Origin of the sequence: Hymenobacter norwichensis DSM 15439, assembly GCF_000420705.1 — a bacterium.
GTDB classification, from domain to species: Bacteria; Bacteroidota; Bacteroidia; order Cytophagales; family Hymenobacteraceae; genus Hymenobacter; species Hymenobacter norwichensis.
Map to the genome: position 1 here is coordinate 72,539 of NZ_ATVL01000011.1, position 12,789 is coordinate 85,327.

Consider the following 12,789-nt stretch of genomic DNA (forward strand, 5'->3'; position numbering starts at 1 on the left):
ACTGGCACAAAAAAAGCCGCTCCCAGAGAAGCGGCTTTCTGTTCAATGAAATTTGCTCTTAGAAGAACTTGTTCCGCTCGTCTTTCACGTTGGCGTTGTTTTTCACGGCTTCGTAAATCAGGCCATCGGTGCGGCCGGTGCGCTGGGTGGTTAGCTGCTTGCGTACAGCAGCTAAATCGGTGGGGGTGGTTGGCTTCTGCACACTCACTGGCTCCACAATCAACACGCCCTGCTCACCCTGAATCGGGGCCGACTTCTGACCAGGCTTCAGCCCGAAAGCTTTACCCAAAGCCAGCGGCTCGGTACCCAACCCTGGAATTGAACCGGTTCCCAGCACGGCGCCATCCGCCGTTTTCACTTGCGCAGTAGAACCATAGGCAGCGGCAATCTGCTCCAGCGTGCCAGTTTTGCCGTTCAGCTTGGCTATAATCTGCTTGGCTTTCTCTTCGTTACGCACGGCGGCGGTCAGTTCGGGCTTGAGACCGGCTACGTCGGCTACGCCTTTGCTCCGCTCACCGGTCAGGACGGCTACCACGTACTGGTCGTTCACATCAAACACTTCCGACACGTCACCTACTTTGGTGGTTTTGCCACCCGTACCGTAAGCCCACCGCACGATTTCGCGGGCGCCTTGCAGGTTGTTCACAGCTTGGTCGCCTCGGCCAAGGCCACGGGCTTCTTGCTTTTGTAGGGTCTTGTCTTTGGCTACAGCTTTGCGCAACGATTCCAGATCCGTTATCTGTCCTTTCAGCTCCTGCGCTTTGGCATATGCCGCGTCGCGGGTGGCATCGGATGGCTCAATCTTCTTCTGCACGGCCGCCAGCTGGTAGGTCTGGTTGGTTTTAGGTGCCGTGATTTTGATGATGTGGTAGCCGAATGACGTTTTCACGGGAGCGGGCAGCAAACCAGTAGCCGAAGCGCCGAAGATGGCCTTCTCGAACTCCGGCACCATACGGCCTTGCTGGAACCAACCCAGGTCGCCGCCGGTGCTTACCGTACCGTCGGTGCCGTACTGACGGGCCATAGCCGCGAAGTCGGCGCCGCCTTTGATTTTGTTGAGTACCTCGGTGGCTTTTGCTTTAGCAGCAGCATCTGCTTCCGGCGTGGTGCCCTCGGGCTTGATGAGGATATGGCTGGCGCGGGCCGCGTAAGCGGTACCGGCTTTCTGGCCGGTCACTTTGAACAGGCTAGTGGTGCCATTCTCGGCATACGGGCCGTACACTTTGCCTACCGTGAGGGGCAGTTGCTGGCGCAGCTTCTCGGGCATATCAGCCGGCGACAGATACGCGCCATTGTAAGGCTGATCGGAATTAAGCTTCACGAATAGCGAGTCGTTGGGAGCCGATGCGAACTGCACGGCCAGCTGAGCCACATTCTGGCGCACGGCGGCGCTGTCTTCCTTGGAGGCTACCACTGGCACGGTCACGTACTCAATAGAGCGGCCATCTTCCACTTTGTAGCGGCCCTTGTTCTTGTCGAGGTAAGCTTGCAACTGGTCATCGGTTACTTTCACCGCCGAATCGGAGATGGAGAAGTATGGGATGAATAGGTAGCGCAGGCTAGCCTTGGTGTTCTGGTCCTCGTCGAAGCGCTTAGCCTCGGCGGTGGTTACGTAGGTGCTGAGCTTGATGAGGTTGTTGTACTTCTGGCCCGCGCGCTCGGGCGCGAGATTGGCTTCGAAGTTCAACCAAGCAGCCTGAGCGTCAGGTGGCAGCTTGTCGAGGCCTTGCAGGTACTGGATAATCTTGCTCCGGTCGAATTGGCCGGTTTGCTGATCGGTGAAGGCCTGCCGGATGCTGGGGTGAATGTTCTTACCCTGCACCATGTCGGTCAGTTCGTTTTCCGAAACGGTGAGGCCCAGCTTATCAAACTCCTTCTGAAAGGCAATCTTGTAAATGGTCTGGTTCCAAGCTTGGTCGCGCAGGTAACCCATGGCTTGCTCATCGGGGGCGCGGCCCTGCTGCTGCTGAAACGACTGCTTGGCTTGCTCCAAGGCGGCGTTGAAATCGTTTAGCTCGATCTTCTGGCCGGCTACTTCGCCCACCACATTCTCGTTGCCGCCGAACAGCTTGTTCTTCCCTCCTATCAGGTCGCCGCCCACGATGAAGAGCAGCATGCCGATGGCCACGGTGCCCACGGCCCAGCCTGATTTTTCCCGAATCGTGTTGATTAATGCCATTTACTTGAAAAAAAGCTCAGTAGGTAAGTCGTAAAGAGTCGCAAAATAATCAGAAAAAGCGAGGCAGTGGCAGTAGTGAAATGGTGAAGTGGTGAAATTGTGAGTTTGCGTTCTGCCAGCGCCTTCACATGACGCAAGCAGAACGCAAACTCACAATTTCACCTATCCGCGGCGCTTGTTGCGGGGTACGGGCTTGGTGTTGCTAGCGGGCTGCTTAGGCTTAGGAGCGGGTTTCACTTCCTCTTCCGGCTTGAGGTACCGAAACAGCAGCACGCACACAAACGAAATCATGAACAGCCAGTAATTATCGCGCAGAGCATTTTCGTTGTTTTGCAGCACCGTCTGGTAGGTACCAATCACAAAGGATACCACGGCCACAGAAAACAAGATGGTGCGAAACAGCGACTTATCGAACTGTAGCTTCATTAGGGCGTACCAACTGATTTTTCAACAATGAAGACGCCAGTGGGCTTTCTAAACTTATAGTGGCCGGTCGTCATATTATAGTTCAGGCCGTAGCCCGTCAGCGAATCGGTGGGCGTTACGAGTTGCGCAAACATGGCCGAATCGGTGTACACCACGCTGCGCTGCTTGTCGTAGAACAGCTCCTCGGTGTACATACGCTGCTGCTTTTCCTGGTTGCGCACCCGCACGTCGCCCCGCATAGTGTAGAGGTTTTTCACTTTATCGTAGCGGGCAAACTTGCCGGTTAGTGTGTTCACCACCTGCTGGCCGCTCTTGTCGTAGAACTGCACCTTCACGCCTTTCGAGTATAGCTGGTCACCGTTTTCGAACTGCTGTTCCAGCGGGGCCGTATACCGCACTTGCAGCTTGGCCGAGTCGCTGTACAGAGTCAGCACGTTGGTGGTTTCCAGCAACGGCCCTTTGTACTGCACAGGCTTCACAGCTTCGGGGCCCGACTTTTTGCAGCCAAAGGCCAACGTGCCCGCCAGCAACCACAGAAGCGTGGTACGGGTGGGCAAGAAGGATGACAACGAAATACGATTCATGATACGCACAACCGCTTACTCAATCCGGCGCTTGATAAACCACCGATTGTTGAGCGAAATTCCCAACTGGGCCCGGATGTATTCCTCTTTGATGTTACGCTCTGTGCTGGTACCAACTGTGCGCACATCGGTGTTGCCCCGCTGCCCATAGGTGAAGGATAGGTTGACAGTGGACGACTCCAGCGGCGAAGCCGACACTGGCAATGAGAAGCCCCAGCTCACTGACCGGTCGTAGAGGGCCTGCCCGCCGGGACGGTAGGGCATTTGGGCCACGGCCACCCCAGCCCGGTAGCTTACCCGCTTGAAGTAGTTGTCAACCGAAGTAGGGTCGGGCACGAACTCACCGCCTGCCGACACGCGCAGCGTGTTGCTGAGCGGTATGCCAACTAATCCACCCCGTTCACTGAAAGACTGAAACTTCGACCATTGCTGCTGCGAGGCATCGATGTTGAAAGACCAGTTCTTGTTGTTGTCGATGCTAATACCAACCTGCGCTAAAGAGGGCACCACCGCGTAGCCCGTTTCGTCGGCTAGGGTGTCGCTGGCCACGCCACCTACTGTGCTACCATTGGCTGCCTGGGTTTCTTGGGTAAGCAGCCGCTCGCCGTTCAGCTTGGTTTGAAAGCCGTATACGCCACCGATGTTGTAGTTCAGCTTATCGCTAAACTTACCCCGGTAGTGAAGACCTGCCCGAAATTTGAAGTCTGAATAGTGAGTATGGTCGAGCAGCACCAACTGGTTTTGAGTGCTGTTGCTTAGCTGCGTCCGGCTGGTAAAGTCGTTGCTTCCGAAGATGTATGATGCCGTAAGGCCAACCGACAATCCTTTGGCCAGGCGAATACCTTGCGCGAAGTACGCTTCTGATAAATCCCCCTGGCCCTGGTAGCGGTTTATCACCGGGGTGGTGGGGTCGTTCTGAACTGTTCCGGTTTCAACCGATTCAAAATCAACGGCGCTATATGGCTTCAAACCAATAGCAGCTCCCCAGCGGGTGGAAAGTGGTACGGCCAGCGCGAAGTAGCCCAGGGTGGCGCTACCCGTTTTCTGCGACTGTACGTTGTTCTGCACCGTCTTGTACTGCCCATTCACCGCCACTTCCCACGTAGTACGGTTCATGTAGTAAAGCAGTGCTGGGTTCAGGTCGTTTACCTGCACACCATTGGGCGCGGCTATACCAGTACCGCCCATACCGGCCTGCCGGATGCCGCCCGTGTTAGCGTAAGTGTCGCCGAGGCCTAACCGGGAATAAGGCGAGTTGCCGAGTCGTTGCGCTTGGCTGTGGGTAGCGGCCCCGAGGCTCAGTAGGGTCAGCCCCAGCCCGGCGTATTTAGAGTTCAACATTGTAGGCTAATATGCGGTGGAGCCCTAATAAAACGAGTTCCGGTATGGCAAAGATAGCGCCTTTCAACCGGGGTTGGAAAAATGCCGCGTCGCCTCCGGCTAATACCACTCCTAGTTCCGGAAATTGCTCCCGATATCTGTCAATCAAGCCGTTCACTTCGGCAGCCGCGCCGTTCAGTACGCCGCTCTCAATGGCGGTCTGGGTACTGTCGCCGGTGAGCGGCACGGCGGCTTCCAAATCGGTGGGCAACTCCACCAACGGCAGGCGGCCCGTAAACGTATGCAGCGCCTGAAACCGCAGCCGCAGCCCCGGCGCGATACTACCACCCCGGAACGTGTGCCCGCCCTCCACTAAGTCGCACTTAATGGCGGTGCCAGCATCCACAATTAAGGTATCCTGATTGGGCCGTTGCCAGGCCGCCCCCACAGCCGCAGCCAACCGGTCGGCGCCTAGGGTGTGCGGGGTAGCGTAGGTGTTCTGGATTGGCAGTGGCGTAATAGCAGCTTTGAATTCCAGTACCAACCCCGGTACGTTGTGCAAAACTGCCAGCCATGCTTCCGCCGACACTATCACCGAAGCCACAATAGCGTGCTGGGGCTTCAGTTGCCGCACTACTCCCTGTAGCTGTTCCGGCGTACCCACGGAATCCATTTCCAGTAGTTCGTCGTTTTCAAAGCAGCCGTATTTCACAGCCGTGTTGCCAATATCAAGAGCGAGCGTACGCACAAGCGGAATGAGAGTAGGTTGGCGGTGGCGAAGGTGGATAAACCAGAACGTCATCCCGCCTGCGGTGTCTTGCAGGTAGGATGACGTTCCGATAGATAAGGTTGCGTCTACATAAAATACTTCAAGCGAATCACTTCCTTCTCATTAAGGAAGCGCCACTTGCCACGCGGCAAATCCTTCTTGGTGAGGCCCGCATACTGCACCCGGTCCAGCGACACGACATCGTAGCCTAAGTGCTCGAAAATGCGGCGCACAATCCGGTTGCGGCCAATATGAATCTCAATACCTACAAAATGTGCGTTGCCGGCTACCACTGCTACATCGTCTACTTCGGCTTTACCATCTTCCAAGTCGAGGCCAGCAGCAATCTGCTTGAGGTGCTCTTCCGTTAGCGGCTTGTCCAGTTCTACCTGGTAGATTTTCTTGTTGCGGTGCGACGGGTGCGAGAGTTTTTGAGCCACTTCACCATCGTTGGTGAACAGCAGCAGGCCAGTGGTATTCCGGTCTAGGCGGCCCACTGGGAATACCCGCTCCTTCGATGCTTCTTTGATAAGCTCCATCACCGTACGACGACCTTCCGGGTCATCGGTTGTCGTGATAAAGTCTTTGGGCTTATTGAGCAGCACGTACACTAGCTTCTCGCGGTTGAGGTTGGTTTTCCCGTACTGCACCGTGTCGTTGGGCTGCACTTTGTAGCCCATTTCCGTCACTACCTGGCCATTCACCTTTATTTCGCCGGCGGCAATCAGCGCATCGGCATCCCGGCGCGAGCAAATACCTGCATTGGCGATGTAGCGGTTCAAGCGTACTTCGCCGCCAGCTTCCTCTTCTTCTTCTCGGCGGCGCTTGTTGCCACGGGTTTTGTCGGCTTCGTAGTGTTTAAGGTTTTTGTAGTCGGGCGCCTGACCGGCCACTTCGCCACGCTTCAGCTTATCAGCGCGGTTTGGGGTCGAGGCATCCCGCCCTTTGCGCGTATCGGGGCGCAAAGTACGCTCGGTACGCTCCGGCCGGTCGCCGTACGGGCGAGCGGGGCGCTCTTCCCGCTCGCCATATGGGCGGGGGGCTGGGCGGCTACCGAAGCTACGCTCTTGAGAAGCACCCCCAGTGCGGTTGCCCCCAAAGTTACCTTCCCGACGCTCACCAAAATTACGGCTACCGAAGCCGCTCCGTTCGCCGGCGCTGCTGCCAAAGCTGGCGTCGCGCCGCTCACCGTAGTTGCTACGCGGCCGTTCGGTTTGGTTTTCCTCACGCTGAGCTGGACGTGGGCTAGCTTCTTCGTTGAAACCCTCAGGGCGGCCACGGAAATCAAATGGGCGGGCCGGCCGAATAGCGCGGTCTGGTCCTAGGTTTTCGTCGGCACTAGGCATGGGGGCGCTGTATGGTTGCGGTGCAGGCGTCTCCTTGAAATTCGGGTCAGCCTTCACAAACTTCCGGTTCCGCTCTCCGGCCCCACCACGCGGTACAGCAGGCTTGCCTTCCTGGCGGTACGGCTGTCCCTGCCAAGTTTTCTTGGGCTCAAACGGACGAGCCGGACGCTCATCGTTGCCGCGTGAGGTGAAACCTCCGGAACGACGGTCATCATCGCGGCGTGGCGCGGCGCGGTCGAATGAGCGGTTGCCTTCCCCTTGGCGGTTACCATAAGGCCGGCTGTTGCTGTCATTGTCGCGGTTCCGGTAGCCACCACCAAAGCCACTGTCGCCGCCCCGGTTGAAGCTGCTGCCAGCTGGCTTGTTGAAACCACCTGAACTGGCTCCAAATTTCTTTGGCCCCCCAAAGCTGGTTGGCCGGTCGCCGGTGCTGCGGCCAAAGCCTGAACGCGGCGCTGAACTGCCTTCGCGACCACTGCCACCACCAAAGCGAGGCGATTCGTCGCGGCCGCCCCGGTCGGTGCTTGGCCTTGGGGCATTGAACTTTTGATAAAAGCCCGATCCGCTTGCGCTAGAAGGACGGTCTGTGCGGCCTTTGCGGCCTGGCGTATCGCCGGAGTTATGCTTCTTGCCCATGGTTGCAAGGATGCGTGCCGTATCGCTACGGTACAGGTTGAAATTCAGAATTACTGGTAACTGGCCCCAACAAATAGCGCCAGAAAACAGTGCCCGGACTAGCAGCCTGTCCTCCACTGGTGGAGAAGCCGGCCGGTAGTCCGGGCATCGTGTATGTTGTTAGGTGTTAGTCGCGACGCGCCATTTTGGCTTCGATGGAGTGCTGGGTGTGCGGCACAGCCCGTAGACGCTCCTTCGGAATCAGCTTGCCGGTGCCAATGCATACGCCGTAGGTGCTATTCTTGATGCGAACAAGCGCGTTTTCGAGCTGCTGGATGAACTTCATTTGGCGCGAGGCCAACTGGTTCAGGCTTTCCTTCTCGGCAGTATCAGCACCATCTTCCAATACCTTCGACGACGAGGCGGTGTTGTCGGTGCCAGAATCATTTTTGCGGCTTAGCGTCTCTTTAATGAATGCCACTTCTTTACGGGCGGCAGTCAGCTTGTCCTGGATGATTTGCTCGAATTCAGCCAAATCTTCCCTGGAATAGCGTATGGTTTCGTCACTCATGTCGGGTAAGAAAAAGTAAACTTGGATTAATAGAGAAGAGGCTGCCGGCATGGCCCATCAGATTCTTCAGGATGAGGCCTCAACAGCATTACGGCCAAATTAGTTTAGGCCTTTCAGCTGTCATAACCTCCTTTCATCCAAACCCGACCTGATTGGCGCGGCTTTTCCGGGCGCAAAGCTACGCTTTTGTGCGAGAATTACCTGCGTTGCCTATAAGCATAACACGTCTTATCCTAAGGTTGAGCTTTAAAAACCAAGCATTTGAATGGCAGCCACTGCGCCTTCCACTCCCTTGTTGCCATGCTTACCACCGGCCCGGTCCCAGGCTTGCTCCAGCGTGTTGGTAGTAACCAGCCCAAAGATGACCGGCTTGTTGAACTTCAAGCCTACGTTGGTAATACCATTGGCCACAGCATTGCAGATGTAGTCGTCGTGCTTGGTTTCGCCTTTAATGACCACCCCGAGGCAGATTACGGCATCTATTTCCTCGTGCTGGGCCAGCAGTTGTGCACCCAAGGTTAGCTCAAAGCTACCGGGTACTGTGTTACGGAAGATGTTCTCTTCCTTGGCGCCGTGCTTGAGCAACGTGTCGTAAGCACCTTTAGCCAGGGTGTCGGTTATCTCGCGGTTCCATTCAGCTACCACTAGCCCAAAGCGTTTTTCGGAAATGTCGATGAACTGGTCGGAGGTGTAGTCGCTCAGGTTTTTGAGGGAGGTTGCCATATAAGTTGGTACGGATGAGTTGAGAGACAATAACAGGCGCGGATACATTTATGCCAACGCCTCTAAAAGCAAGTGGCACTCCCCTGCTTAGGAGAGTGCCACTTGTTGCAATGGAAACAGCATCTATTTGCTAGCTGTCATCCCTTCGGCGCGCGACTTGTACTGGCGCGCCTCCCCTGATTCAAAAGAATTGGGATAGTCATTTATGATCCGGTCGTAGGCCTTCACGGCTCCATCGTAATCTTTGCTCAGCTCGAGTGCCGTAGCTTGCTTCATCAAGTAGCCGGGCGTGAACTGCTCGTTGGCGTTGTGGTCGGCAGCTTTAGCGTAGAACTCGGCAGCTTCCTTGTATTTGTTCTGCTCCAAGTTGGCATCTCCTAGCAGCGCATAGGCCCGAGCCTGCACCAGCAAATCATCCGAAGAGAAATCCTCTAGGTAATCGGCGGCGGCTTTGTATTGGCCTTGCTTGAGGGCTGCTACCCCGGCGTAGAAGTTGGCTAGGTTGCCAGCCTTCGTGCCGCTGTACTCATTGGCAATTGATTCCAGACCCACGTACTGTCCGTCGCCCTTCATGGCCTTCTTCAAGGAGTCGGCTTCCCAATAATTCACTGCCTGAAACATGGCAGCCTGGGCTTTCTCATCCTGCGAAGAACGCCACGTATAGAAGGCAAAAGCTCCTACAACGGCGGCCACCACTACGGCCAGTAAGCCTAGCAGAATACCCTTCTTACGACGCAGGAAATCCTCCGTCTCCACTAGGCGAGTAGCCAGCGCATCGGGGTCTTCCAGCAACGGATGCTCTGGGCTGTAGCTTTCAGTGGCTTGTAGCGGGTCGGCCGAAACAGGTTGTTGAGGCTGACGGGCGCCAGGGGTTTTGCCCGTATATGGAATCTTTGACATGATGTACTTTCTGGGAAATCAGCGGCCGAAACCGGATGAGGTTCCGCGTGGGGATAAAGCTAGTCGCGGATGTAAGGATAGTCCTGCTGCACGTAAACGTCCTTGTACAGCTCGTCGGCAGTTGGGTACGGAGACGACTCCGCGAAATCAACTGACTCTTGCACCCGTGCCTTGATGTTCTCATCAATGGCAGTCAACTCCTCCTCGGTAGCCATGTTGTGGGTGAGGATGGTGTGACGCACCGATTCGATGGAGTCGCGGGAACGGTAGTCTTCCAGTTCTTCCTTGGTGCGGTACTTAGCCGGGTCGCTCATCGAGTGTCCCTTGTAGCGATAGGTTTTAAACTCCAAGAACGTTGGGCCTTCGCCAGCACGAGCACGCTCGGCAGCGCGAGCTACGGCGTTGTGTACGTCCTCTACGTTCATAGCATTCACTGGCTCCGAAGGCATGTCGTACGACTCACCCATGGTGTAGAGCTCCGTTACGTTGGAAGTACGCTGCACCGAGGTACCCATGGCGTAGCCGTTGTTCTCCACTACGAAGATGACGGGTAGCTTCCACAGCATGGCCATGTTGAAGGCTTCGTGCAAGGCACCTTGGCGAACAGCACCGTCGCCCATGTAGCAGATGCACAGGTTGCCGGTCTTGTTGTACTTCTCGGCAAATGCTAGGCCGGCACCCATTGGCACCTGCCCACCCACGATGCCGTGGCCACCTACGAAGTTCACTTCCTTATCGAAGATGTGCATCGAACCACCTTTGCCTTTCGAGCAGCCGGTAGCTTTAGCAAACAGCTCGGCCATGATGGCGTTAGGCGACGTACCGAGAGCCAGGGGGTGCGCATGGTCACGGTACGCGGTGATATACTTGTCGCCCTTTTGGAGGGCCGACACGGCACCAGCTACGCAGGCTTCTTGCCCAATGTAGAGGTGACAGAAACCCTTAATCTTCTGCTGACCGTACAGCTGACCAGCCTTCTCTTCAAACTTGCGCATGAGCTGCATTTGCTCATACCAGGTCAGATAAGTCTCCTTCGGAAACTCCGGCTGGGCTGGGCTGCTAGCCTTCGGAGCCCCGGTGGCTTCTTTGGCCTCGGGGTTGGAAGGGGGCAACATTGAATCGGGCTGCCGTACCGGCTCGGCCGCAGCTTCTTTGGGCTTGGATGCGGCCTTCGTCGTCGACGATTTCTTCGCCGAATTGGAAGCCTTAGGGGCAGCCTTTACTTTCGTCTCCGCCATCTTACTTTCAGTTGTTCGCGTTTGGGATGCGAAAGTACGTAAAAGGATTTCAATTACGAACCTCGCATGATTCTAGAAACCTTGCATTTATTGTTCTTCAAAAACTATAGCGAGGCGAACCTGCGCCTATCGCCGCGCATCAATTGCTTTGTGGGCGACAATGGCAGCGGCAAGACTAATTTACTGGATGCAATCCATTACCTCTCGTTAACGAAGAGTGCTTTTACCACTTCTGATGCTCAAAGCATCAAGCAGGAGGAAGAATTCTTTGTGGTCAAGGGCCGCTTTCAGTCGGAACAGACCTCCTTGGAAGAACCCGAGCCAGCAGCTGCTTCCGAGGTTATTCAGGTGAGCTTGCGCGCAGGTCAGAAGAAAGCAGTCACTCATGATAAGCAGGCTTACGAGCGAATATCCGATCATATTGGTCGCTACCCGGCTGTGCTTATCTCGCCCTACGATACCGACCTTATCCGGCATGGCAGCGAAGAGCGGCGGCGGTATTTCGACAGCCTCATCTCGCAGCTCGACCACGACTATCTGGAACTGCTTATTACGTACAACCATGTGTTGCGCCAGCGCAACTCTCTGCTGAAGCTGGCCGCCGAGCGCCAGGGGGGCTACGACCGGGACTACCTCTTAGTATTGGATGAGCAACTGGTGCCGGCCGGGCAAAAGATTATGGAAGCACGGCAGCAGTTCCTAGAGGAATTCACGCCGGTGTTCCAGCGCCATTACCAACAGCTAGCGGATAGCCGGGAAGTGGTTACCCTCGACTACAAGACGCAACTCTTGGAAGCTGACTTCGCGAAACTATTGCGCGTGAACGAGCGGAAGGACCTGACCTTGCAGCGAACTACCACCGGTCCGCACAAAGACGACTTCGTTTTCCTGATGGATGGCTTGCCAGTCAAAGGCTACGGCTCCCAGGGCCAGCAGAAGTCGTATGTAATTTCCTTGAAGCTGGCGCAGTTCGAGATGCTAGCCACCCGCAAGCAGCACAAGCCCCTACTCCTGCTTGATGACATCTTTGACCGGCTTGATGAGAAGCGCATCACCCGCCTACTCCAACTCGTAGCTGACCATACCTTCGGGCAAGTATTCCTTACCGACACTCACCTAGACCGTACCGACCGAGCCCTAGCGGATCTGTCGGAACAAGTGAGCCGTTTCCGAGTGGAAAAAGGAACGGTAGTGGAGTTGTAGCGGGTATCTTTGTACGCACTGTTAACGCGTCTCTTGCGCTGTTGACTCGCGCGCTATTTTACTTTATTGCCTTGAAAAAACCTAGCACCTCCGCAAACTCACGTCAGGGCGATATAGTATCCTTGAAGGACAGCATTACGGCATTGCTGAAAGCGTATAGATTGCAAGGCAAGCTCAACGAGGTAACTGTAGTAGCTAGCTGGGAGAAGGTAATGGGCAAGGCCGTAGCATTGAAGACTAAGGAAGTTTATGTGAGCAACAGTAAGCTATTTGTTCGCCTGACCTCAGCGCCTCTGAAACACGAGCTGGTAATGGCCAAGACGCGAGTAATGGAACTCATCAATTCCGAGGTGGGTGAGGCAATCATAAAAGAGGTAGTGTTCCTATAGTCTCCGGTCTACAAGCTTCTCTGTAGAGCCACAACTAATTTATCTAGTTAGGGCAGCAAGCAACAGATAAAGCATCCATTGCGACGTTACCTATTGCCGTTCCTACTTTGCTTTTTGCAGAAGGCATTCTCTTTATAGGCAACAATCGTTGAGCAAGCAACAGATGGTACTATTCTGTAGTAGCAGCTGCAGCGCTATTTATAAATTAATCAGCGGCAGCGGTAGTTATTGTTTTGTCTGCCTAAGCCAATGCGCTCTGCCTTGTATCTAGAACAGGAAGTGTGGTGCTAACCATTCTGCTGTCTTTAGTCTAGTAGTACTTGAGTGACGATTAAATGGAGAGTCCATCAAGGGATTCTCCACCTAATCGACCTTCCAAGTTCACTATTGATTCTACACTCAGGTAGAAACACGATTATTGTCCTGCCCCAAGCTTGTCTGCAATTCTATTGTGAGATGGTTGCTAGGCTGTGCCATATTGCCGAAGCTGAGTACCTATTCTGCTTTCTTTCTTCGACACGCATCC

At 55.2% G+C, this 12,789-nt stretch carries 12 protein-coding genes; 2 read left to right on the forward strand and 10 right to left on the reverse strand.

The genetic code is table 11. From position 1 onward, the window contains the following. Positions 1 to 58 precede the first annotated feature (58 nt). From G536_RS0120965 to pdhA, 10 genes are all read right to left on the reverse strand, one after another. The gene (locus tag G536_RS0120965; protein WP_022825567.1) at positions 59 to 2,179 is read right to left on the reverse strand and encodes a peptidylprolyl isomerase; all 2,121 of its coding nucleotides are present in this window, start codon (positions 2,177 to 2,179) and stop codon (positions 59 to 61) included. A 162-nt stretch (positions 2,180 to 2,341) separates the two neighbouring features. Then, a complete protein-coding gene (locus G536_RS0120970) occupies positions 2,342 to 2,605 on the reverse strand; it encodes a hypothetical protein (RefSeq protein ID WP_022825568.1) in 264 nt (87 codons plus the stop codon). Further along, positions 2,605 to 3,189 carry an LPS export ABC transporter periplasmic protein LptC gene (lptC, locus tag G536_RS29230; RefSeq protein ID WP_084708758.1) on the reverse strand — a complete coding sequence of 195 codons (585 nt, stop codon included), beginning with the start codon at positions 3,187 to 3,189 and terminating at the stop codon, positions 2,605 to 2,607. The genes G536_RS0120970 and lptC overlap by 1 nt, the downstream gene beginning before the upstream one ends. A 15-nt stretch (positions 3,190 to 3,204) precedes the next feature. Next, complete coding sequence (gene bamG, locus G536_RS0120980; protein ID WP_026880441.1) at positions 3,205 to 4,530, reverse strand: BamG family beta-barrel-assembly machinery protein; 1,326 nt, start codon at positions 4,528 to 4,530, stop codon at positions 3,205 to 3,207. Continuing rightward, positions 4,517 to 5,257: a type III pantothenate kinase gene (locus G536_RS0120985; RefSeq protein WP_026880442.1), complete on the reverse strand. Its 741-nt coding sequence runs from the start codon at positions 5,255 to 5,257 to the stop codon at positions 4,517 to 4,519. Before G536_RS0120985 ends, bamG begins: the two co-directional genes overlap by 14 nt. 107 nt (positions 5,258 to 5,364) lie before the next feature. Further along, a complete protein-coding gene (locus G536_RS31045; RefSeq protein ID WP_022825571.1) occupies positions 5,365 to 7,260 on the reverse strand; it encodes a pseudouridine synthase in 1,896 nt (631 codons plus the stop codon). 166 nt (positions 7,261 to 7,426) lie between these two features. Further along, complete coding sequence (locus G536_RS0120995; RefSeq protein WP_026880443.1) at positions 7,427 to 7,810, reverse strand: TraR/DksA family transcriptional regulator; 384 nt, start codon at positions 7,808 to 7,810, stop codon at positions 7,427 to 7,429. Positions 7,811 to 8,056: 246 nt separating this feature from the next. Beyond that, positions 8,057 to 8,533 carry a 6,7-dimethyl-8-ribityllumazine synthase gene (gene ribH, locus G536_RS0121000; RefSeq protein ID WP_022825573.1) on the reverse strand — a complete coding sequence of 159 codons (477 nt, stop codon included), beginning with the start codon at positions 8,531 to 8,533 and terminating at the stop codon, positions 8,057 to 8,059. Between the two features lie 123 nt (positions 8,534 to 8,656). Beyond that, positions 8,657 to 9,433, reverse strand: coding sequence for a tetratricopeptide repeat protein (locus tag G536_RS0121005; RefSeq protein ID WP_022825574.1), 777 nt, complete (start codon positions 9,431 to 9,433; stop codon positions 8,657 to 8,659). Positions 9,434 to 9,492: 59 nt separating this feature from the next. Beyond that, the gene (pdhA, locus tag G536_RS0121010) at positions 9,493 to 10,671 is read right to left on the reverse strand and encodes a pyruvate dehydrogenase (acetyl-transferring) E1 component subunit alpha (protein ID WP_022825575.1); all 1,179 of its coding nucleotides are present in this window, start codon (positions 10,669 to 10,671) and stop codon (positions 9,493 to 9,495) included. A 66-nt stretch (positions 10,672 to 10,737) separates the two neighbouring features. Between pdhA and recF the strand changes: the two genes are divergently transcribed. Together recF and G536_RS0121020 are read left to right on the forward strand one after the other, a co-directional pair. Next, positions 10,738 to 11,874 carry a DNA replication/repair protein RecF gene (gene recF, locus G536_RS0121015; protein ID WP_022825576.1) on the forward strand — a complete coding sequence of 379 codons (1,137 nt, stop codon included), beginning with the start codon at positions 10,738 to 10,740 and terminating at the stop codon, positions 11,872 to 11,874. A gap of 71 nt (positions 11,875 to 11,945) precedes the next feature. After that, the gene (locus tag G536_RS0121020) at positions 11,946 to 12,263 is read left to right on the forward strand and encodes a DciA family protein (protein ID WP_022825577.1); all 318 of its coding nucleotides are present in this window, start codon (positions 11,946 to 11,948) and stop codon (positions 12,261 to 12,263) included. Positions 12,264 to 12,789 lie beyond the last annotated feature (526 nt).

Excerpts from the sequence above, each read along its gene's own strand:
- G536_RS0120965 (WP_022825567.1), bottom strand. The coding sequence starts at position 2,179 with ATGGCATTAATCAACACGATTCGGGAAAAATCAGGCTGGGCCGTGGGC.
- G536_RS0120970 (WP_022825568.1), bottom strand. The coding sequence starts at position 2,605 with ATGAAGCTACAGTTCGATAAGTCGCTGTTTCGCACCATCTTGTTTTCT.
- lptC (WP_084708758.1), bottom strand. The coding sequence starts at position 3,189 with ATGAATCGTATTTCGTTGTCATCCTTCTTGCCCACCCGTACCACGCTT.
- bamG (WP_026880441.1), bottom strand. The coding sequence starts at position 4,530 with ATGTTGAACTCTAAATACGCCGGGCTGGGGCTGACCCTACTGAGCCTC.
- G536_RS31045 (WP_022825571.1), bottom strand. The coding sequence starts at position 7,260 with ATGGGCAAGAAGCATAACTCCGGCGATACGCCAGGCCGCAAAGGCCGC.
- G536_RS0120995 (WP_026880443.1), bottom strand. The coding sequence starts at position 7,810 with ATGAGTGACGAAACCATACGCTATTCCAGGGAAGATTTGGCTGAATTC.
- ribH (WP_022825573.1), bottom strand. The coding sequence starts at position 8,533 with ATGGCAACCTCCCTCAAAAACCTGAGCGACTACACCTCCGACCAGTTC.
- G536_RS0121005 (WP_022825574.1), bottom strand. The coding sequence starts at position 9,433 with ATGTCAAAGATTCCATATACGGGCAAAACCCCTGGCGCCCGTCAGCCT.
- pdhA (WP_022825575.1), bottom strand. The coding sequence starts at position 10,671 with ATGGCGGAGACGAAAGTAAAGGCTGCCCCTAAGGCTTCCAATTCGGCG.
- recF (WP_022825576.1), top strand. The coding sequence starts at position 10,738 with ATGATTCTAGAAACCTTGCATTTATTGTTCTTCAAAAACTATAGCGAG.